Here is a 22,475-nt window from a genome sequence, read left to right on the forward strand (position 1 = left end):
GAGCATGATTTGTGGCACTGTCGAACGTGGCTACAGACGTGAAGTTGCTAGCACAGTGAGATAACAACGCTTACGTCCCGATAAAACCCAAACACGCATAATATATGATGCTCTTGGTAGATTTGTAGATTTTGCCAAGAGCATCACATATATTGCACAGAAAAACTACTGATTCTCATCAATCTCCGTGTCAAGCATCTCGTCCATCAAATTCGCCTGAATACGTCCACGCGCATAGAACCATCCAGCAATCAATGCCACAATCACCACAGCAAACAGAGCTAGAGTTTTACGCCCAGAATCACTCCATAGATTAGAAAGCACTACCACAGCATAAAAAGCTAGAGAAATGTAGTCAGTGAACGGCGCCCATGGCATTCTATATTCAGGACGCTGCTCTTCACCCTTCTTTACTTTACGCAAGAAAGCAATATGCGTAATCAAAATCATGGACCATGTTCCAGCAATACCAATACCAGCCAAATCCATAATCACGTTAAAGGCATCCTCAGCCAGTACAGCGTTCAGCACTACACCTACTAAACCAAGAGCGGAAGTAATAATAATACCGCCGAACGGAACTTTATGCTTATTCAGTTTTTCTGCAAAGCGAGGGCCAGAGCCAGCAATAGCCATAGAGCGCAAGGTACGTCCAGTAGCGTATAGTCCCGCGTTTAGGGAGGAAAGCGCGGCTGTTAAAACAACTACCTGAATAATATCGCCTGCATATGGCACGTTAATACCCGAGAAGAAGGTAACGAATGGCGATTCGTCAGAAGAATACGCCATGTATGGCAAAACCAAAGCCATGAGCAGAACCGAGCCAATATAGAAGACGAAGATGCGCACAATCATGGAGTTGATGGCTTTAGGAAGAACCTTCTGTGCGTCCTGGGTTTCTCCAGCAGCAACGCCCACCATTTCTGTTCCACCGAAGGCATACACGACTCCCAAGGTCAGGGAGAGCATAATAGGAACACCGTGAGGCATGAAGCCGCCAAACTGCGTAATATTATGCACGCCCGCGGTGTAAGCTGTGCCATCAGGCGCAGTGCCGGTATGCGCGTGGAAAATAATAGCTCCAATGGCAATAAGCATAAAACCAATAATGGTGGCCACCTTAATAGCAGCAAACCAGAACTCCGCTTCACCAAACATTTTGACGCTCATCATGTTCAGAGCGAAAACAACAGCGAGCGCGATTAAAGCAAGCAGCCATTGCGGAACTGGCTTAAATAGCTTCCAATAGTGCAAATAGAGAGCAACAGCTGTAATATCTGCCATCACCGTGGTCGCCCAATCGAGGAAGAACATCCAACCGGTAATGTACGCACCCTTTTCGCCCAAGAATTCGCGCGAATAGGAGACGAAAGCTCCTGATGATGGTCGGCGAATAGCCAGCTCACCTAAAGCGCGTACCATAAGGAAAGCGAAAATACCGCAGACTGCGTAGGCAAAGACCAGTCCTGCGCCACCTTGAGCCAGGCGACCGCCAGCACCAAGGAATAAACCTGTTCCAATAGATCCGCCAATAGCAATCATTTGAATGTGGCGAGCTTTGAGGCCTTTATCGTAACCAGCATCGCCCTTATCGACTGTTGTGTTTGATTTTTCTGTGCTTGTTGTGCTTGACTGACTCACTAGTTTTGCTCCTTTAACCACATCTTCAAGCGCTGTGCACACTCTTGAAGGTTCTCCATACTTGCTGCATAGCTAGCGCGCACCCAACGAGACTGCGGATTACCGAATGCAGCTCCTGGGATTAACGCTACCTTTGCTTCGTAGGCAAGCTTTGTGCAGAAATCCAGACTAGATCCCTCAAACCAGTCCGGTATGCGAATAAACAGATAGAAAGTGCCATCAGGATATGCCACAGTAAAGCCCATATCCGTTAAAACCTTATACATAAAATTGCGACGTCGTGAATATTCATTCACCATAGCTTCAATATCTTCATCGCCATGCTCGTAGCCCTCTTGAGCTGCATCCATGGTAAAGGTTGCGCCTGTTGCCACATTAGATTGATGAACTTTCACAAACTCCTGTGCATACTGCTCTGGTGCTGCGATATATCCCACGCGCCAACCAGTCATAGCAAAGGATTTGGATACAGAATCAATGAGTACTGTATTATCTGGAGCATAGCGAGCAATAGAGTCTGCGCGGCCCTCACCGTAATAAATTTCGCTATATACTTCGTCAGAAACAACCAGAATATTATGGTGCGTGACCACGTCAGCCAGCGCCTTCAGCTCGTCCGTTGCGAGCGCTACACCAGTTGGGTTATTAGGATAATTAATAATCAAAACAGGACGCTTACCTGCAGTCTTGGCACGTTCAATAGCCTTCTCGAGCTGCTGCGGTGTGAGCTTAAAGCCGGTGTCGGTAGTGTCTATAAGATCAAGACTTCCACCAGCAAGCAAAGTCTGAGTTTTATAGGCTCCAAAAGCCGGAATAGGAATAATAGATTGTGTTTCTGAGCTGAGAAGTGCTCCCAAGCTAGACGATAGCGCTTCAGATCCACCTACAGTTGCCACAATATTGTCAACACTATAATCCAAGCCACGTCGGCGCTTTAAATAGTCAACCACTGCCTGGCGGAATCCCATTGTTCCAGCATTTGGTGCGTAATGTGTGCGCCCTGCCTGAATGGAATCAATACCTGCCTGCACTACGCGAGCAGGAGTAGGAAAATCCGGCTCCCCTAAAGTCAATTTAATAATGCCATCAATGTTAGAAATATCGGCATCAAAAGAACGAATTAATGAGCCGCGTAAATCGCGCACGGCAGAACGTACTGCGTTATCTGTCATCATATCTCCTCAAAGCTCGCCCATGTGCACTCACACACTTTACTCATCAAAGACGATGTTAGCGGCAATTTATTTCATGTGTCTTACATGGAGAAACGCTGAGAAAGATAATCACGCAAGCTAAGTGGCAAGGTGTAGAGCGCTGTGGTCTGCAACTGTTCTACACGCGTGACTGCCAGCATAGCCATAATTTGTGCACATTGTTCATCCCATTGATGCATAAGAGCAATAGTGGATTCCACAGCTTCATCGGCATCCTCACTGCTCGTAATAGAGTGCAAGAAGGCTGCAGATAGACCCACTGCATCAGCACCTAAAGCCACATACTTCATAATATCGAGCGGATGACGCACACCACCAGAGGCAATAATACGCAGCGCATCACTGCTCATATGAGCGTTTGTGCGAGCATAAACTGTTTCCATAAGCGAACGAATAGTGCTCATGCCCCAGTTTTCCAAATAATCGTAGTGATGCTCACTATTGCGCGCATTTTCAATCTGAATAAAATTCGTGCCGCCACTTCCAGCCACATCAATTGTGCTAACGCCCATCTTTATAAGGTTTTGAGCAGTTTCATGACTAATACCAAAACCCACTTCTTTCACAATAACGGGAACTTTCAGCTCATGCACGCACGTTTCAATTGTGTGCTGCCACCCTCGAAAATCCTTCTCTCCTTCTGGCATAACAATTTCTTGGGCTGCATTGAGATGGATTTGCAAAGCACTAGCACCAATGAGATCAACTACCATTTGCGCTGACTCTCGTGTATGTTCAGCTCCAAGATTGGCAATAAACTGCACATCTGGAAAATCTTCACGCAACTGAGCATATGCTTGACGGGTAGAAGGATTTTTCACAGCAATACTCATTGAGCCTAAAGCCAATGGAGATCCGGTTGCTTGAGCCACCCGAGCCAGACGACGATTAATATCATTGGCACACTCAGTTCCACCTGTCATAGCGTTAATAAAATATGGTCGCTTGAGATGAAGTCCTGCGAAAGAGCTAGAAAGATCAACATCGGCTACGCTGGTTTCAGGTAAAGCATTATGCACAAACTGCATACCATCGATTTCTGCATGAGCATCGGCTGGAGCGCTGCCGTAAAACTGGTTGGCTAAACGCACGTGATCATCTTTTCGTGAAGAAATATGGGGATCTACTGTCGTCATATCACTTACTTTCTTTAGCCCAAATGCCAATCCATTGGCATAATACCTGCTTTATTCCATGCTGTACGTAAGGCATGACCATCAACATCATCATACGTTAAGGCAATAGCACAGTCACCGCCGCCAGCTCCAGAGAACTTTGCTGCGCACCCATGCTCTTGTGCAATGTGCACACACTTTTTTAATTCTGGAGTATTCATAAAATCTCCAGTTTTTCTTGAGAATTCAGTAAGAAGTGCGCTGGATTGAGCATATGCTGCAACAAAATCATGAGCATTATTGGTACGGCAGGATTCACGAATTGCCTCGGAAATATGGGTGGATTCACGCACGAAACTACTGTATGCCGCACTATTGTTTGTTTTATACGCCCGCACAGATTGAACAAGTTCAGCTGAACTAGCTGGTGAACCTGTCCATGCAATAAAAGATTGAATCCCCATTGGCCATTGTAATCTATCCAGAACAAGCTGAGACCATACGCTGTTAACTATCTCATGAAGATTCAGCGTATCTATGGTGTTACCTAGTTCGCGCACAAAATCCTGATCTGGGCGCACATAGTATATAAGCTGACCGAAGGCAGAGCACGCAATATCACCTGCAGATCCATTATCGTGCACCAGTTGCAGAGCTAGAACAGCAAGTTTGTAAATGTGTTCTGCTGATAATGCATATGCATTGAGTAAGGCTTCGAGTACTGCCACTGTGACGGCACCAGAAGATCCTAAACCATATTTGCGCCCATCAGTTTCAACTAATTCAGATTCAATGCGAAGAGCAGTATGTGCAGTAAGAGTAACGCCTTCTTCGGCTAAATAGCGTGACGCAATCCAAAAAGATGCCTTAACATAGCGATCACTATCATCAGTACGTATTGACGGGCGTTGAGTAACATCACAGACCATGAACGCATCATCACTTTCGCTTACAATAGCACGCAAATGACGATTCACAGCAGCAATAACAGCAGCACCTCCGTCAACTACTGCATACTCACCGCATATATAGAGTTTCCCTTTAGCCATAGAGTTCACTCCACTGAGCAGCATCAAGCAATTCAGGTGCGTCGCCAGGTACAGCATCAAAAAGAGTAATCTCAGGAAAAGCTGCAGATAAGCGCTCATGCAATTGATCTTGGTCACTGCGGCGGCACAAAATTTTTACGTTAGGACCAGCATCCATTGTAAAGTATGCGCTTAATCCTTCATCGCGCAATGCTTGCACGAATTCAATCACTTGTAAACTCTTTGAAGTCATATATGTGAAAGGTGGGTTAGCAGCAAACATGGTGGCGTGGAATTTCATGCAATTAGCTTCCATAGCAGCGCCAATAGCATCAATATTACGGGAGACAATTCCTGCACGCACCGCCTCCAAATCCTGCTGCGATGCTTGCCTCCACAACGAATAAAATGCTGACGTAGCTGCCGTATGTTTCATGCCATAAGTGCTAGAAATTTTTTTATGCTGCGTAGAAATAGCAGCCACAACCATTGCCACATCCCAGTCAGCATTATCAAGAGGAACAGCCACAGAATCTTGACTTCCTGTGCCATACGACCACTCCACAAAACCGCCAAAAATACTGCGCGTAGCCGACCCTGAACCCCGACGAGCGAAAGTAGATAATTCCGTATCGCTCATATGAGGCTCATGTGGATACGCGCGTTCAAAAAGCGCTCGAGCAGCAAAAGCGAGAGCAGCAAAACCGCTGGAGGAGCTTGCTAAACCCGCAGCAGTTGGCACATGATTATGGCTATCAACGCGCACAGCAGGAGCATCTGCGCATCCGTAGCGTTCGCGGAAAAGATTCAAAACGCGAGATACTTTCGCTGTAGAGGCATCGTCTTGCTTCTCTCCTGCTAAATGCAGAGAGTCTTTCTTCGCCTTATTATCAAAAGTTAAGCGCGTATCGGTATACAGCGAATCTAAAGTAAGTGACAAGCTGGTGCTTGTTGGTAAATACAAGACGTCGTCACGCTTACCCCAGTATTTAATCAGTGCAATATTAGTATGCGCACGAGCTGCAACGCTGAGCGTATGTAACATTATTGAATGCCTTTCGATTCAAGAGGAACAAGCCACGTATGTATAGCACCCGCTTGTGCCAGAGCCTTGCGAATACGCTGTGCATAGGAGGCTGATTGAGCCAGAGCAATCATGCAACCGCCACGACCACCTCCAGTCAGCTTTGCCCCCACAGCGCCTGCAACGTGAGCAGCATGAATGCAGCGATCGAGAGCAGGATGAGAAACACTTAAACTCGACAGAACCCGCTGTGCTTCATTCATATTCTCTCCCAAATCATGAATAGAATCAGCACGTAAAGCATCCGCAGATTCATACGAGAGCTGACCTAAACGATGAATATGCGACCATGTTTCACGTGAAACATTCGGATCGTATGACTTGAGTAAGGAGCGCACATCACTTACAGCTTCGCGCGTACTGCCCGTTATTCCCGTATCTGCTACAACAAGCACAGCATCTGTATGGAAAGCAAAAGTGGAGATTTCCACACTGCGCTGGAACCATACTGCACTATGAGAGGCAACTGCCGCACTATCTAAACCTGATGCGGTGGAATGGGCAATATTTTCGGCAATCTGGGAGTACTCAAATTCTTCCTTAAAACTTAAAGCACGTCCAGCAAATTTAGCCACAGCTCGCACAGTTGCCACCGCCACAGCAGCAGAAGAACCCATACCGCGTTCATGAGGAATACCAGAACGCACAATCAAGTCAAAACCTTTATTTTTCAAGGAAAAATCGTAGATAAGACGGTCTACAAGCACGCGGATATTGCTAAGCATATCTGGAGCGTGACGCAATAATCCGCAGAAATACTCGCAATCAATAAAAATACTGTTATCTAGGCGCGGATTTAAGCGAACACTCATGCGCGCTTCTTCTAAAGGAAGAACTATTGCAGGTTGATTGTACACAACAGAATGTTCGCCAATGAGTATAACTTTGCCATGCGAGACACCGCGATACTCCCCATTCTTGACCATGTTCTCTACTCTAAGAATTCTTTGTCGTTTTTCCAGCTCTCCTTAAGGTCTCTATACATAAAAATCACGAGTAAAACATCACTCCTTATCTCTTCTCTAGTAATCGAGGATTAAGAGCTGGCACTCCCGGCTGAACAGTATCTGTTTGTATATGATTAGTAAATTTATCATCAATTTTCAAACTCGAGATGAGTTTATATGTCTTTCGCGAGTACACATTAATATGTGAATGTTCTCCTAAACCCGCGTTTATAGGAAGCCAGATTTGGTATATGCGTTCGGCATCGCAATCCAAAAAAACATTTCCTACAGGCAATTTATCTTCAGGAACCAGCGGCGGGACAATTTCAGTCGTTTTACCAGTAGTTAAATCTACGTCAAAGATTGCTCCACTATCAAAGCTCGCAATAATAAACGAATTTTCGTTTAGTGATCCACTCGTATACATAGTTCCGTTCCATTGGCTGCCATATGGATCGTAGAGAAGTTTACCCTCTTCATCCCTCAGCACAGTAATTGCATACTCACCACTTATAACATTCCACTTAAGAATACCTAAAATAAAACCTTTTTCGTTCGAATGATAACTTGCTAAAGCTTTCCCAATTATAACCATTGAATACATCCAATTATTTTTGCATGCAGTCAATGGTTTTCCAGAACCCTTTACTTCTATTACTGGCTTATTGTCTGTATATTCTAAAACATCTTGTGCATTGCTAAAATCTTGTGCATTCACTGTTTTAATGACATGTACTTTTTTATAAACAGGCTTATTCTTTTCTGACAATTGATACATAACATTTGTAGGTCTATCTAAACGTTCACTATCTGCAGCTACATCATACGAATTACCGTTTTCGCAAACAGCCACGTTTTCCCCAAGAATATTTTCATTACGAAGTGTATACGTAAACTCATTATATCCACCATCAGAAGATGAAACACTCAGCACACTATTATTCTTCGTACCTATTCCCTTGTTATACATGGTCAAAGCATGAGAATCATCAAGTGCATATGTCGTGTATTCGAATTCTGTTTTGTCATGTTTTGTAGCTTTTATCCTATGGGAGTGTGCATCGATAAAATAATCATATTTCCTATCAGAATAGAAAATTCCTTCTGCTGTCCACGCAATCTGTTTCAGAAACATATACGAGTTATCTTGGATTTCGTACGTACCGTCTTTATAAATAAAAGCGATTTGAGAACGGTCTTTCGGATATGTCGTTGTATCCGCCAGCTCGTAAAGGGGTACTGCTGCAACAACCCTTGATAAATCTACCTGTGAACCGTTATAGCGAGAACCATCAATATTGAATTCATAACTATATCCATCGCCACGATTACTCCCTCGTATGGCTCTGATGATAGATGAGCATCCACCAACCAGAGAACACACGAGGGTAGCAACGAGCAACGTTTTCATACAACGCTGCAGACTCATATCATTTCCTTGCTAGACATTAATAGTCTTATATGTATGTGTAAGACGAGAGTCACGAATACTATATGGATATACGAAATTATCGTTTGGTGCTAAATCAATGCTTGTACCATACATGTACGCAGCCCAAACGAGCTGACTACAATTTAGGCCACCCCAATCATTTCGATTTGTACCGACAATCCATGCATTATAACCACGACCAATATAGGTACGCGCACGCGTAGCAGCCTTATCGCGATTCGCCTGTGATGTTTTTACGGATTGCAAGAATGCACGCCCAGAAGCGCGAGAGTACTGCCGATTGACCTGCCGTGCGACTTCTCCTGGGCCAACAGCTTCAACTATATCCGTTTTACTCACGAAAATTCCAGTATGCCCATGGTTCCAACCGACAGTATTATTCCCCTCGGAAACAAATACATCACCACGATTATCAGCATCTTCCAACGGATTATGCTTGTTATTATTCGAAGCGCGAGTCATCGGTCCTGTATCGTAACCCGTCTCATATTTACGTGATTCAGCAAGTGTCTCCTGAGCTACAGAAAGCTTTGTTTTGCCAGTCTGTTGAGCAACTTGAGTAATTTGTGAATCTAACTCGCTATATGAATATACATATCCGTATGATTTCTGTAAGTCAGAAACTACGGAATTATATTCATCAGGAATACTTGCACTTGCATACGCTGTGCATGGCATCAGAAATACGACGAATGCTGCAACTAATAATAACGTAACCATCCTCACGATACGCCTATATATATGTTTCATTTCAACTCCCTTGTCAAAACGTTAAGCGTAATCAGCTTTGATTACACTATTAGTATAACTCTTCTCAACTCGCAAAAAAATAGGTACCCCGTTTCTCATGATTTAAGTAATCACGGAACTATGATGGAGATTTAGAAGCTAATACAAGGGATCGTTAATCCGAAAGGTTTAAGACTATTAAAATGCATGTACAGCTAGCCCATGACTTAACAGGAGAAGAACGTACTTTCAGCCAAAACAATTAAACAAAACACGGAGTGCAGGGGCGATTGAGACAATGCCTTTCCCTTACCTCTCTTCACGACCTTGTTACTCTCGGTAATGTTATGCATGAGCTTACGACTTATTCACGCTGTTAGCTATTAAAACCGACCGCAAAATTTGTGATGGCATAACCGGCGCGCACTAATTCACGACCCCATGCGCCAGGAATAGTCATAAATCGTGCAGAAATTTCTTGCGCACGCAAATCGTTGTATAGCTCTTCACTATGCTCACGTAAATTCGCCCAAATCTGATCTTTCTGCTCCCAGCGTTTCGGATCTTTTGCAAGAGTAAGGAAAACGCTTGTCACCATAAACTGCGAGCTCAAATAATGCAGCATGTAGCGGTACAATCCATCAGATACTTCACCGCGAGCTGGCATCGCCTCAACCATAATTTTATTAACTTTTATCAGCTGGTCTACGCGCTGAATCATAATATCTTTCTGCACGCTCTGTCCTTCACGGCCAATAAAATAACGGTACAAATCAATATTCAAATACGTTAAAGTTTTCACCCATGGCAATGGTTGGAAAGCGTAAATAAAGTCAACATAGAAAGTATGCTCCGGTAGCACCATACCGCTGGCACGCACAACTTCTGTTCTAAAAGTCAGCGTATGCATCAACAAATACTGCTGAATACGACATGGATTCATATCGTCCCAGGTTAAACGAGTATTTGCTTCAAAAATATTTTTGTAGCGAATAGTGCGCGTATGGCGCTTAGCTATGTTCTCGTAACTATAGTTACTAACTACTAAATCAACAGGTTGAGAAGCCATGGCTTGGGAGCGAAGGAAAGTAATATACGTAACGTAAGCAGCGCTATCAATCCAATCGTCTGCATCAACAATTTTTATATATTGACCCGTTGCCGCTGCAATACCTGCATTACAAGCTCCACCATGACCTGCATTGGTCTGGTGAATAACGCGCACCACGTCTGGGTAACGCTCAGCAAAGGTATCTGCGAGTATTGCCGTGCCATCGCGCGAACCGTCATCAACAATGATGATTTCCACATCGGAGGTATCCGAAGTATCGAGAAGAGAGTTCACGCAACGCGCTAAATAATCTTCTACATTGTAGGACGGAACCACAAAAGAAATAGTTTTGTCAGCCATATAGTTTTCTACTCTCATACAAAATCTGTCTGGCACGAAGCCAGACAGATTTTAGTTTATCAAAGAGGGCTTAAAAGTCTAAAGATGCAGTGCTTTAAACCGCTTATTTCTTGCTCTTTGGCATAATCCAGAACTTGAGCAGAGGGTAAGAAACCACCACAGCCAGCAAAGTATTAAATACTGCTGACAAGGTGCTTGCCAAACCACCCCAACCCATGCTTTCGCTCCATGCAGTAATGTAGCTTGGTGCAAAGCCGGAGACGATAATAATAATGATGGCGAGAATAACGTACTTCCACGCTGCATCCTTAAAGTTGGAGTCTGACTTAAAGACCCACTTCATCTGTACAAAGAAGTTAACGGTCTGCGCCACAATTTCGGCAATAATCGTGGCCAAGAACATACCCAAACCGCCAGCTTTTGCATCGTAGTTGTAGAACAGGAAGTGGAACGGTTCAGTTAAGCCCATCGCTGTTACAAACAGTGGGGTGAGGCACCACAGCATAAGGAAACGGCTAACCGTAGAAATATTCGAGAGCACGTTAAACAGGATGAACTCCCACAAAGCTGGGTGAGTGTCTATCCACTGGGCGATGCCATTTTTCTTAGCAGATTTAGATGGCTTTTCGTTAGACTTTGAGCTAGCCTTCTCTGCTACCAAGCCCGCTGCGCTTTCACCTAACTTCGCATCTACCTTCTCGCCCACGCTCGACTGAGTTGTTTCATTCATATTAGTCATGAGTAATCTCCTTTAATGTCTTCTTATTGGCGCTGGTATTACGGAAATACTCAGCGATAATATGACTTGTTCCTCGCCAGAAATGCTTATTCGCAATATCTACAATGCCATCAACCATTTCTGGAGATACAGCGCCTGCTGTCATCTTTGCCATCGCACGCGGAGGCATATTGAGAACAAATAGTGAATTCAAATCAGGCGAACCTGTGCGTTCCATTGCTTTATCACTCTGCTTAGTCAGGTGATTCACCACGAAACGAGCTACAGCGGAACGAGACGAACTCCATGAAGACAGAGCATCATTAGCACCAAAAACGCCCTGAGGATCATACAAATCTAGCTTGCCACCATACAAAGCTTCAAACTCTGCATCGGTTACATTCTTCACATCGCCATCCCAGTAATGACCCAAAGCTTCATTACGTGGCTGAGGCTCCATAGTTCCCTGAACAACATGAGTAGCTTGCAGTGGCGTATTATTCACATTATTGCCTACGAATAGCTCCCATGCTCCAGCTTCTACCTGCCAAGACTGTGAATCCACATCAAAGTGACGGAAAGTATAGTCATCAAAAGCAATACGTACCTGCTTAGATTCGTGAGCATCAAGTTCCACACGCTGGAAACCTTTCAACTCACGCGCAGCACGCAACACACCCGAATGTGCAGCATGAACATACAGCTGAGCTACATCAGCACCCGGCACATCAGAGGTATTCGTTACGGTAAAAGTAACGCCCTCATCGTCCACACTAAGCGCGGAATATTCAAAAGTGGAATAGCTCAAGCCATATCCAAATGGATAACGCACAGGAATATTGCGCGTGCTGTAGTAACGGTAACCTACAAACGAACCTTCGCGATATACTGAGTCACGCTCTTCTACCGGGAAGTTGCCAGAATTTGGCACATCTTCGTAGCGCACAGGCCATGTTTCTGCCAAATGACCAGATGGATTCACATCTCCAGTCAGAACATCTACAGTAGCCAAAGCGCCTGCTTGACCCGACAATCCCACATACAAAATTGCATCTACATCGTCAGCAAAATCAACTTCTACAGCCGAGCCAGCAACTAAAACAACCACAATCTGCTTACCAGTATCCACAAGCTCTGCCAGCATATCAAGCTGTGCCTGAGGAATGCGCATATGGGAACGATCCAAACCTTCAGATTCAGAACGCTCATCTAAACCAATGCATGCCACAACAACATCTGGATTAGTAGTATTTACCGTGTTTACGGCTTCTTTTACGAGGTCTGCACGTTCAGCGCCCTGACGGTCGTAACCTTGAGCATAACCCACAACCTGCAGATCTTCGCGCGCTTTCAAACTGTCGAGCAGATTATCCACGCGATAAGCGTTAACTTTAGATGACCCGGAACCTTGATACCTTGCGGTTGCAGCCATATCGCCCACAACCACCAGTTTTGCGTTCTTCTTAAGAGGCAGCGCGTTCTTTTCGTTACGCAATAAAACCGCGGTTTTGCGCGCAATACGGCGAGCAATTTCATGATTACGGATTTTATCGTCTTCAGTGAGGAAACCGTCGCCAGTTGGATGAGTATTGCGTGTGCGCTCGACTGTGTTCAGCACATCTTGAGCAGAGGCATTAAGTTCTGCCTCAGTTACGCGACCGTCTTTTACTCCCTGCACAACTTGACGAGCAGATGCCAAACCTGCAGCAGGCATCTCTAAACCAGCGCCCACACGAGCTGATTCAACGATGTCGTTTGAGCCGCCCCAGTCAGAAATAACCAGACCGTCAAATCCCCACTCGCCTTTAAGAATTTCGGTAATCAGATGCTCATTTTCATGCGCATACACGCCATTAACCATATTGTATGACGACATAATAGTCCATGGCTTGGCTTCTTTTACGGCAATTTCAAAAGCTGTTAAATAGTATTCGCGCAATGTGCGTTCATCCACAATAGAGTTCGATGCCTGGCGACGCAGTTCCTGCGAATTTACAGCAAAATGCTTCGGACACGCTCCTACTCCCTGAGACTGAATACCTTCAATCAAACCAGCAGCTAAACGACCTGCCAGCTGCGGATCTTCTGAATAATATTCGAAGTTTCGTCCGCATAATGGGTTGCGCTTCATATTAATTCCTGGACCGAGCAGCACTTGCACTCCCAGATCTCGGGCTTCAGCACCCAAAGCCTCACCCATTACGCGGGCTTCTTGAGGATCCCACGAGTTCGCCACTGTTCCTGCTGTAGGGAAGCACGTTGCCGGTTTAGACTCCCCTAAACCTAAGTGATCACCTGAACCTGTTTGACGACGCACACCATTAGGACCGTCACTCATTACGAAAGCGGGTACATTGCGATGTTTCAGTTCGCGGCTTTCCCATTCAGATTGACCAGAAAGTAAGGACGCTTTTTCAATAAGCGTTAAATCTTCTGCTTTCACCATGTTAATTCCTTCGCGATGCAAGCTTCCTTGCATACATCTCTCTGTCTGCTTTAACACTGTTTATTGTATTCTTTCAGGCTAGTGTGCTGATAGCTCTCGGCATGAAAGGTAGGTTTGAGAGCGTGAATTGTTCTCTCGGAGTGTTTTTGGCGTGTACGTAAAGGCGAAGGCTCGCCACCTCTTCAGGACTTCTGTCCGTTCTGAGATGACGAGCCTCGTTATGCGAGCTCTTCGTAATCTATGCGATTACTCAGCCACTACTTCTGCTTCCTCAGAACTAGATGCATCCAGAGCTGCAGCTTTCTGGGCTTTTTCTGCCTTCAGACGCTTCATGAAGCGGCGGATGGATACCCATGCTACCCACAGGAGCAAGAGGGTTACTACTGCTACTACAGCGTAGTAGATCCACTGCCACAGAGCGATTTCAGTCTTTGGAGCGCCATTCTCGTATACGTAGGTGTTCACAGCGGTGTAGAGAATACCGTGTGTAGCTTCACGCATATGAGCAACAGTATTAGCTGACTTATCGGTAATTTCGTTGGTGGTTGGAACAGTAGCAAGCATTGCATTACCACCGTTATAGATGGATAGTGTGCCTTCCATGTAGCCGTAGCCACCGAAGTAATCGGTCAGAACGAAGCCACGGAAGCCCCACTCATCGCGCAGAACCTTGTTGAGCAAAGAGTCGTTTGCACCAGCCCACTCATTACCAATGTAATTGAATGCGGACATTACAGCAGTTGCCTTACCATCCTTCACAGTCATTTCGAATGGTTTCAGGTAGATTTCGCGAATAGCCTGCTCAGTGCTCCATGTGTGCAACATAGACTGACGGTGATCTTCCTGATCATTCATTGCAAAGTGCTTCATGAATACATACAAGCCAGCTTCTTGAACGGACTTGGTTTCTAGGGAAGCCATGTAGCCTGAGAGTACTGGATCTTCGGAGAAGTATTCGAAGTTACGACCTGCATATGGGCTGCGGTGAATGTTCATAGCTGGTGCATACCAACCGGTAACCTTCAAGTCCTTACCCATCTGAGCAATAGCCTTACCGAATTCGGTTGCTAATTCTTTGTTCCATGTGGAAGCCACAGTAGTAGACGATGGCAAACCGATGGAACCCTGCTTGGTGAAGTTGTTGTTCAAAGCTGCAGGACCATCCACATCGGACTGGCGAACCTTACTGATAGATGGAATAGCACCATTGTTGTAGCCTGCAAAAGCAATTAACTGTGCCATCTCATCGTAGGTCAGCTCGTCAAGGAGCTTATCCCACATTGGATCGTCATAATCCTTGCCATAGAGCTGGTAAAGCTGAACACCGTTCTTAGCGCCGGTTGTTGGCATCTTTACGTTGCCCTCGTCCTTCTTCACCTTCTCGAGCCATTCCTTCACGTTCGAGGAGTTTACGAAGCTTTCCTTGTATTCTTGTGCAAGCTCAAGGTTAGCTGGAGCAGCAGTTGCTTCAGCGAGGTTAGCGAACTTACCTGCACGAGACAAGTAGGTTACGGAACCATTGCCGTCTGCATCAGCAAACTGGTTCTTAGCAACAGTCTTATCTCCATTATGAGTGGTGGAACCATCATACTTAATGGTGGAAGCAACATTAACAGTCTTAGTGTCGAGCTTAGTGTGAGAATCAGCGTTCACAGAAATCTCATAGTCACCAGCTTCGAGCACGTATGCGCCATCACCAGACATGTCATAAGAAGCCATATCGGAGTCGTTGAAGCTCACGTTTACAGTTTCAGACTGACCAGGCTCAATAATCTTGGTCTTAGCGAACTGAACAAGGTTAGCAGTGGACTTTTCAATGCCACCTTCAGTGTATGGAGGATTGTAGAAGACTTCTACCGCAGTCTTACCTGCAACCTTACCCGTGTTAGTTACGGTTACATCGAAGCTTACCTTGCCATTTGCATAGGTAACTTCACCCATCTTCTGTTCAAAAGTGGTGTACGACAAGCCATAACCGAATGGATACTGTACTGCTTCATCGTAATTAATAGCACCTTCAGCATCTGCAGTTTCGAAGAACTTGTAGCCCACATAAATGCCTTCTACATAGTTCACGAATGCAGGAGTGAACTTACCGAAGAAACCTGCATCGGTAGAGTATTCCTTCATATTGGTGTAGTCCCAGTGACCAATATTGTTATACCAAGGAGCCTTAGAGAAGTCACGCAAGAAAGTATCAGAGGTCTTACCTGATGGGTTCACCTTACCGGAGAGAATAGAACCGAGGGAAGCAAAACCAGTCTGACCTGCTGGTGGGCACCACAGAACGGACTTAATCTGAGAATAATTATCTACCCAGCTCAAGTTCATAGCATTAGCACCGTTGTAAACGACAGTTACATCGTCGAAGTTATCAGTAATGAGCTTTACCAAGTCCTGCTCGGTCTTAGAAAGAGAAAGATATCCTTGACCCTTTTCGAAATCTTGGTAATCACCATTATTCACATAGTCGTGTGCTTCTTCGCCACCGAAAGCCTGAACCTTGGACTTGTATCCTGACTCGTGAACACTCAAAGTAGTCATATCGGATGGCAAATCAGCACCTTCACCACCGGAACGACCAATAACCAGAACAGCCTTATTGGAGAACTGCCTAGCCTGAGAGATTTCTGCTTCTGTGTAAGAAGCAGCAGTTGGCTCAGGAAGAGTCCAATCCTGGCTTACCATACCCACGATTGGGCGATCTGCACGATAGTCAGTGTACTTCTTAGTGAGCTGTTCGTTAGTCTTAAAGCCAGCTTCCTGCATACCCTGAATAAGGGAAGTTGTTGGGTACTTGTCGTTCATGGAACCAGAACCAGTTCCACCATAAATTGGATTAGACGATGCCCAACCAAACACGTTCACAGCAGAATTTGCTTTCAAAGGCAAGCTGGAATCCTTGTTTTCAAGAAGAGTGACACCTTCGTTCTGAATTTCTGTAGCGAGCTTTTCGGCCTTAGCCTTGCTTGCTTCGCTCAAAGTACCAGAACCAGACATCAGGTTCAAAGTAGTATTCAGTGGTCCAAACAGCATCATAGATACTGCAACCATAATGGCCACAACAGCTACAATCCAGCTCCACGAGTGAATCAGCTTTCGCCAGCCCTGAGATTTGAGCCACAACTTATTAACAGCAATTGTTAATACAATTGCTGTGACCAAGGCAACACCAATGATGATTAACTGCGACTCTAATGACTTGAGTAACGCAATAACGTCATCCATATTTACGCCAAGCATCTCTGCCCCTTTCCTATTCTTTTTCTCGCCCCGCACTCCATTGATGCAGGCACATCTACTAATAAAAAAACGCTTTTGTTCTTTTTAACAGAATTTAATTCCGATTATATGGCAAGATTTTTATGAGGTCTCAGCCAGAAGAACGGTATTGCACAAGTGGTTCACTTCGTTTCACGACACGCCGCAGCGGGTGAATAGGCAGATATGGTTTGGGGCATTTTGTTTTGTATTCATGAGTGAAGTCGATACGCGCAACCGATATGCCAGTTTTGAAGCCATTTTTGCGCATCAAAACTGGCATAAGAGGCGTATTAATCAGTTAAGGAGAAACGTGAGAGCAAGGCTCTAACACTCCCCTCTCAATGCACAAACTCCAACAACCTATAAAGATTGCCGGAGCTTGCTTTTGTTAATGGAGAGATATAGGAGAAGTTGTTATTTAGCCCTTCTTACGCTTAGACATCAAATCTACTGCCACAGCGCCCAAGAGCACGAGACCTTTAATGGTCTTTACGATTGCGGTATCCACACCCATAATGGACAGACCCTGATTAATAACACCCATAACGAATGCACCAACCACAGCGCCCGGAATGGTACCAATACCACCGGTTACAGCAGTACCACCGATGAAGCAGGCTGCAATAGCATCCATTTCGAATTCCATACCTGCCTGAGCGGTTGCAGATGCCAAACGGGAGAGCATGCACACTGCAGCCACAGCAGAAAGGAAGCCCATGTGGATGTAGAGGAAGAAATCAACCTTGCGATCATCAATACCAGAGAGGCGAGCAGCCTTACGGTTACCACCAACTGCGTAAACGTGACGACCAAAGACTGTGCGGGTCAAGATGAAGTTGTAGACCACGACGAGCACACCCACGATAATGAGCATGTATGGAATACCACCGTTCTCGCCACTACCGGAGAGGGAGAGCAAGTAGGTTACGAAACCAATAACGAGAGCTGCAACAACAATCTTAATCCAGGTCAAGCTCATTGGCTCTGGCTCGAGACCAGACTTTGCAATCTTTGCGCGGCTACGGAACTGAAGAACAACGAACAGAGCGAAAACAGCAGCACCCACAACCAAAGTCAAGGTAGACATATCGCCAATAAATCCAAGGAAGTTTGGAACATAGTTGCTTGCAATACCGCGGAAGTCGCGAGAAGTAATAGGCACAGATTCACCTACAATAACCGTTGCCAAACCGCGGAAAATAAGCATACCTGCCAGCGTGGTAATGAAGCCCGGAATGTGCACATATGCTACCCAGAAACCGTTCCATACACCAATAACTAAGCCAAGAATAATGCTAATCAAAATTGCAAGAAGCCAGTTCACACCGTAATGTTCCATCAGCAGTGCACACACACCACCAATAAACGCTACTAAGGAACCAACAGACAAATCAATATGGGTGGCAATAATAACCATCACCATACCAATTGCCAAAATAATCACATATGCGTTCTGCTGTAACAAAGAAACGAAACTGTTAGGCTTAAGTAAAACGCCGCCGGTAAGAATTTGGAATGCGAGAACAATAATAATCAAAGCACCCACAATACCGTACTGGCGAATATTGCCCATAATTGTGGATAACAGCGTGTTATCGCTTGCCTTCTTTGCTGCCTTCTGAGTGACAGTACCTGTTGAAGTTGCCATCTTAAATCTCTTCCTTTTCCTTTGTCATGCAACGCATGAGATATTCCTGAGTAAAACCTTCTTTGGATACATCAGCGGTAATAACACCTTGGTTCACTGTGTAAATACGATCGCAAATACCAATCAGCTCTGGAAGTTCAGAAGAAATAACTACCACAGCCTTTCCTGCATCTGCCATACGATCAATAATTTCATAAATCTCGTATTTAGCACCAACATCGATACCTCGCGTTGGCTCGTCAAGAATAAGGATGTCTGGATCAGAAATAACCCACTTAGCCAACACTACTTTCTGCTGATTACCACCAGACAGAGTGCCCACATTTACATCAATATTGTGGCACTTAATATTAAAACCCTTGCGGTACTCTTCTACAGACTTGCGTTCTTCGCTATCGTTCATAACGCCGCTCTTACTCATCTTCGTTAAAGAAGCTAGAGCAGCATTTTCGCGAATGTTCTGCAGTAAGTTCAAACCATAAGATTTACGGTCTTCTGTAGCATATGCCATACCAGCATTAATTGCTTGCTGTACGTTCTTAATATGCTGCTTCTTACCGTGAATATACAAGTCTCCAGAAATATTGGCTCCGTAAGAACGACCAAAGAGGCTCATAGCCATTTCTGTGCGACCTGCACCCATCAAACCTGCAAAACCAACAATTTCACCAGCACGAACATGGAAGTTAGCATTATCCACAATAACGCGAGTTGGATCGAGAGGAGAGTGAACGGTCCAATTTTCTACGCGCATAATCTCGTCGCCAAGCTTGGATTCATGCACAGGATACAGATTTGTTAATGGACGACCCACCATCTTACGAATCAGTTCATCCTGATCGAGTGGCTGTTCTTCGTCAATAAACATAGTACCAACAGTGGAACCATCTCGAATAATCGTAATATTATCTGCAATATCAGCAATTTCGTTGAGCTTGTGCGAAATAATAATACTGGTTACGCCATGGTTATCGCGCAGGTCGCGGATGAGTCCAAGCAGGTGAGCGGAATCTTCGTCATTCAAAGCTGCAGTAGGCTCATCGAGAATAAGAAGCTTTACGTCCTTCGTAAGGGCCTTAGCAATTTCTACCAACTGCTGCTTACCCACACCAATATCCATAATCTTAGTGTCTGGATCTTCTGGCAAACCTACGCGGTTCAAAAGCTCCTGTGCCTTTGCCCGAGTCTTTTCCCAATCCACAACACCGTGGCTTTGAGCTTCGTTGCCCATAAAAATGTTTTCAGCAATAGATAAGAATGGAATTAATGCAAGTTCCTGGTGAATAATAACGATACCGTCGGATTCGGAATCCTTAATATTCTTGTACTTGCAAACCCTGCCTTCAAACTCAATATCACCGCTATAGGTGCCGTATGGATACACGCCCGACAAAACGTTCATCAGCGTGGATTTACCTGCACCATTCTCACCACAAATAGCGTGAATTTCTCCGCAATCAACGCTTAAATTCACCTCGGTAAGGGCCTTCACTGGTCCGAAGGTCTTGGTGATATCACGCATTCGCAGAATAACCTCTGCTTCAGCCATAATCACTCCTTTAACAAATGGGCCGTGCGCCACTGTAACCAGTCACTGAAATTAGTAGCTACTAGAACTAGCGCTGGAACTAACACTGGAGCCACCAGCATCACTACTGTGTTTTATGCTCTACATCCTTGCAGTAGCACACAGCCCTATAACTTTTCTTCGCTCTTCTGCGAGCTCAGGTGTTAAGCCTCAGAAAATCTGGGAGAGGGATTTGCCCTGCTTCCTTAGACTACTTCCTTAGCTTTTTTAGTTAGCCTTTTGAGTTAGACTACTTAGTCAGCTTATCGAAACGCTCTTGAGTAATGTAGCCATCCTTAACCAGAACATCTAAGTTGTCCTTTGTAATGGAAACTGGATCGAGCAGCTTAGACTTTACATCGATAACACCGTTGTTGAAGGAACCGTTCAGACCGGAAACTTCTTTGCCTTCAGCGATTTCCACAACCATATTGTACACAGCCTCTGCGAGCTTGTTTACATCCTTGAATACGGTTTGACCTTGCAGACCCTTAGAAATATTAGCTACTGCAATTTCCATAGCATCCTGACCAGTCATCACAGGCCATGTATCAGTGCCTGGCTTCATATCTGGACGCTTGGTCTGAATAGCGTTAATAATACCTTGGGTAATGCCATCGTATGGAGAAAGAACTGCATCGAGCTTCTGACCTTGAGCATAGGTGGAATCAAGAATAGATTCCATATCGGTCTGAGCCTGAGCTGTCTTCCACGACTGCACAGAAATCTTCTGCCATGTGTTATCCACAGTGCTCTGAGCATTCACGCCACCACCGTGGTTCGATGGAGATACAAGCACTCCCTTTTCAAAGTATGGCTGGAGCAGATCCCATGCACCCTTGAAGAAGTACTTGGCGTTGTTATCATCTGGCGAACCAGTGAAAAGCTCAATATTAAATGGACCAGTCGCTCCTTCTTCGAGCTTAAGCTGCTTAATAATGTACTGTGCTTCCAGCACACCTACTTGCTCAAGCTGGAAAGTTGCATAGTAGTCCACTGCCTTGGTGTTCATAATCAGGCGGTCATATGCAATAACCTTAGCGCCTGCTTCATGGGCCTTTTCTACTGCAGGACCAACTGCTGTACCATCCTTAGATGCTACTACTACGATCTTTGCATCGTTGTTCACCATGTTCTCAATATCAGCATTCTGCTGTGCTGGCTTATCGTCAGCAAAGGAAAGAATAACCTTGTAACCAGCCTTTTCCAGCTTAGCCTTGAGGTTATTACCATCCTTATTCCAACGCTCTTCCGACTTGGTTGGCATAGAAATACCGATTGTTGCGCCCTTTTCTACCTTAGTAGAGGCACCATCAGATCCTCCACGGCTGTTTGAGCACGCGCCCAAGCCAACCATCATAGCTGCTGCAGCAAAAAGAGCTACGAGTTTTTTACTTGACTTCATTTCCTTCTCCTTCGTAGGACTGAAATATTATCAATGAATAGATTTCACCATTGATATCTATCTGCACATTAGAGTCTAATTTATTAAGTTTAAGAAATCAATTCAACACGCCTATTTTTTCTATTTTGTGTTTTTTTATTAAATACAAGACAGAAAAATTATTACATATTATATGAAAACAGAAAACATCTTTCTTGCTCTCTCAAAGAAATATGGTTCTTTGAACTTAGCGAGGTTCAAGGGAAAATGTTGCACAATAGGTTCCAGTTGATTCCTCTGGTTGTTATACGTCAAGACATCGCCCCTGTGTGAATGTGTTTTTGGCGCATATTCTTTTGACGCCATTTTTGCGCAACAAAACTGGCATAACAGGTGCATGAATCAGTTAAGCAGAATACGTGAGAGAAGAGACCTTCAAATTTAACGCAGCGTGCAGCCAGATTATGCATAACAGCTACAAGCCACGCATATGCAACCACTAAACCCCACTAAAATCGAAGAACAAGAAATATACGACATAAGTTGATTTTGCGCGGTTTTGTGTATTACTCTTAAAGACATGGCATCGCACATTTCTGGATCTCAATCATCGCTGAGAGAGGCAAATAAAGCTCTTTTAAGCAATGCTATTACTAAATATGGTGCGATGACGCAGATAGAACTAGCAGAAAATACAGGATTATCCACAGCAACGGTTTCTGTTTTAGTGCGTCAGCTCGTTGACGAAGGTCGGTTTACCACCACAGATACTGTACGCAGTGGCCGTCGAGCAACCTTAGTATCTATTGCCCGCAAAATGGGTATT

Annotated in this window: 16 protein-coding genes; 1 reads left to right on the forward strand and 15 read right to left on the reverse strand. The window is 44.8% G+C overall.

The window, feature by feature from the left end:
- Window positions 1-165: 165 nt before the first annotated feature.
- From G464_RS0104260 to G464_RS0104330, 15 genes are all read right to left on the reverse strand, one after another.
- Window positions 166-1,641 carry an amino acid permease gene (locus G464_RS0104260; protein WP_022856868.1) on the reverse strand — a complete coding sequence of 492 codons (1,476 nt, stop codon included), beginning with the start codon at window positions 1,639-1,641 and terminating at the stop codon, window positions 166-168.
- Window positions 1,641-2,816, reverse strand: coding sequence for a pyridoxal phosphate-dependent aminotransferase (locus tag G464_RS0104265; protein ID WP_080651150.1), 1,176 nt, complete (start codon window positions 2,814-2,816; stop codon window positions 1,641-1,643). Before G464_RS0104265 ends, G464_RS0104260 begins: the two co-directional genes overlap by 1 nt.
- A gap of 80 nt (window positions 2,817-2,896) precedes the next feature.
- The gene (gene fni, locus G464_RS0104270; protein WP_022856870.1) at window positions 2,897-3,991 is read right to left on the reverse strand and encodes a type 2 isopentenyl-diphosphate Delta-isomerase; all 1,095 of its coding nucleotides are present in this window, start codon (window positions 3,989-3,991) and stop codon (window positions 2,897-2,899) included.
- Between the two features lie 14 nt (window positions 3,992-4,005).
- Window positions 4,006-5,019 (reverse strand): phosphomevalonate kinase, encoded by a 1,014-nt coding sequence (locus G464_RS0104275; protein WP_022856871.1) that lies wholly within the window; start codon window positions 5,017-5,019, stop codon window positions 4,006-4,008.
- Window positions 5,012-6,043: a diphosphomevalonate decarboxylase gene (mvaD, locus tag G464_RS0104280; RefSeq protein ID WP_022856872.1), complete on the reverse strand. Its 1,032-nt coding sequence runs from the start codon at window positions 6,041-6,043 to the stop codon at window positions 5,012-5,014. The genes G464_RS0104275 and mvaD overlap by 8 nt, the downstream gene beginning before the upstream one ends.
- Window positions 6,043-7,008, reverse strand: coding sequence for a mevalonate kinase (mvk, locus tag G464_RS0104285; protein ID WP_022856873.1), 966 nt, complete (start codon window positions 7,006-7,008; stop codon window positions 6,043-6,045). Before mvk ends, mvaD begins: the two co-directional genes overlap by 1 nt.
- Before the next feature lie 85 nt (window positions 7,009-7,093).
- Entirely contained in the window at window positions 7,094-8,458 is a 1,365-nt protein-coding gene (locus G464_RS0104290) for a hypothetical protein (protein ID WP_022856874.1), read from the reverse strand.
- Window positions 8,459-8,470: 12 nt separating this feature from the next.
- Window positions 8,471-9,202: a hypothetical protein gene (locus tag G464_RS08880; protein ID WP_022856875.1), complete on the reverse strand. Its 732-nt coding sequence runs from the start codon at window positions 9,200-9,202 to the stop codon at window positions 8,471-8,473.
- A 385-nt stretch (window positions 9,203-9,587) separates the two neighbouring features.
- Entirely contained in the window at window positions 9,588-10,622 is a 1,035-nt protein-coding gene (locus tag G464_RS0104300) for a glycosyltransferase family 2 protein (protein WP_022856876.1), read from the reverse strand.
- A 103-nt stretch (window positions 10,623-10,725) separates the two neighbouring features.
- A complete protein-coding gene (locus G464_RS0104305; protein WP_080651154.1) occupies window positions 10,726-11,352 on the reverse strand; it encodes a GtrA family protein in 627 nt (208 codons plus the stop codon).
- 1 nt (window position 11,353) lies between these two features.
- Entirely contained in the window at window positions 11,354-13,786 is a 2,433-nt protein-coding gene (locus G464_RS0104310) for a glycoside hydrolase family 3 C-terminal domain-containing protein (RefSeq protein ID WP_080651155.1), read from the reverse strand.
- 246 nt (window positions 13,787-14,032) lie between these two features.
- The gene (locus G464_RS0104315) at window positions 14,033-17,029 is read right to left on the reverse strand and encodes a glycoside hydrolase family 3 N-terminal domain-containing protein (RefSeq protein ID WP_022856879.1); all 2,997 of its coding nucleotides are present in this window, start codon (window positions 17,027-17,029) and stop codon (window positions 14,033-14,035) included.
- Between the two features lie 439 nt (window positions 17,030-17,468).
- The gene (gene mmsB, locus G464_RS0104320) at window positions 17,469-18,698 is read right to left on the reverse strand and encodes a multiple monosaccharide ABC transporter permease (RefSeq protein ID WP_022856880.1); all 1,230 of its coding nucleotides are present in this window, start codon (window positions 18,696-18,698) and stop codon (window positions 17,469-17,471) included.
- Between the two features lies 1 nt (window position 18,699).
- Complete coding sequence (gene mmsA, locus G464_RS0104325) at window positions 18,700-20,247, reverse strand: multiple monosaccharide ABC transporter ATP-binding protein (protein ID WP_021617343.1); 1,548 nt, start codon at window positions 20,245-20,247, stop codon at window positions 18,700-18,702.
- Window positions 20,248-20,515: 268 nt separating this feature from the next.
- On the reverse strand, window positions 20,516-21,670 hold the full coding sequence (locus G464_RS0104330; protein WP_021617344.1) for a substrate-binding domain-containing protein: 1,155 nt from the start codon (window positions 21,668-21,670) through the stop codon (window positions 20,516-20,518).
- A 559-nt stretch (window positions 21,671-22,229) separates the two neighbouring features.
- Here G464_RS0104330 and G464_RS0104340 point away from each other — a divergent pair.
- On the forward strand, window positions 22,230-22,475 hold a 246-nt coding region (locus G464_RS0104340), incomplete at its 3' end, for a winged helix-turn-helix domain-containing protein (protein WP_026472606.1).

Source organism: Alloscardovia omnicolens DSM 21503 (genome assembly GCF_000420505.1).
GTDB classification, from domain to species: Bacteria; Actinomycetota; Actinomycetes; order Actinomycetales; family Bifidobacteriaceae; genus Alloscardovia; species Alloscardovia omnicolens.

Coding starts and splice junctions, on each gene's coding strand:
- mvk (WP_022856873.1), bottom strand. CDS start 7,008: ATGGTCAAGAATGGGGAGTATCGCGGTGTCTCGCATGGCAAAGTTATA.
- G464_RS0104275 (WP_022856871.1), bottom strand. CDS start 5,019: ATGGCTAAAGGGAAACTCTATATATGCGGTGAGTATGCAGTAGTTGAC.
- mmsB (WP_022856880.1), bottom strand. CDS start 18,698: ATGGCAACTTCAACAGGTACTGTCACTCAGAAGGCAGCAAAGAAGGCA.
- G464_RS0104310 (WP_080651155.1), bottom strand. CDS start 13,786: ATGGTGAAAGCAGAAGATTTAACGCTTATTGAAAAAGCGTCCTTACTT.
- mmsA (WP_021617343.1), bottom strand. CDS start 20,247: ATGGCTGAAGCAGAGGTTATTCTGCGAATGCGTGATATCACCAAGACC.
- mvaD (WP_022856872.1), bottom strand. CDS start 6,043: ATGTTACATACGCTCAGCGTTGCAGCTCGTGCGCATACTAATATTGCA.
- G464_RS0104315 (WP_022856879.1), bottom strand. CDS start 17,029: ATGCTTGGCGTAAATATGGATGACGTTATTGCGTTACTCAAGTCATTA.
- G464_RS08880 (WP_022856875.1), bottom strand. CDS start 9,202: ATGGTTACGTTATTATTAGTTGCAGCATTCGTCGTATTTCTGATGCCA.
- G464_RS0104300 (WP_022856876.1), bottom strand. CDS start 10,622: ATGGCTGACAAAACTATTTCTTTTGTGGTTCCGTCCTACAATGTAGAA.
- G464_RS0104305 (WP_080651154.1), bottom strand. CDS start 11,352: ATGAATGAAACAACTCAGTCGAGCGTGGGCGAGAAGGTAGATGCGAAG.
- fni (WP_022856870.1), bottom strand. CDS start 3,991: ATGACGACAGTAGATCCCCATATTTCTTCACGAAAAGATGATCACGTG.
- G464_RS0104265 (WP_080651150.1), bottom strand. CDS start 2,816: ATGATGACAGATAACGCAGTACGTTCTGCCGTGCGCGATTTACGCGGC.
- G464_RS0104290 (WP_022856874.1), bottom strand. CDS start 8,458: ATGAGTCTGCAGCGTTGTATGAAAACGTTGCTCGTTGCTACCCTCGTG.
- G464_RS0104330 (WP_021617344.1), bottom strand. CDS start 21,670: ATGAAGTCAAGTAAAAAACTCGTAGCTCTTTTTGCTGCAGCAGCTATG.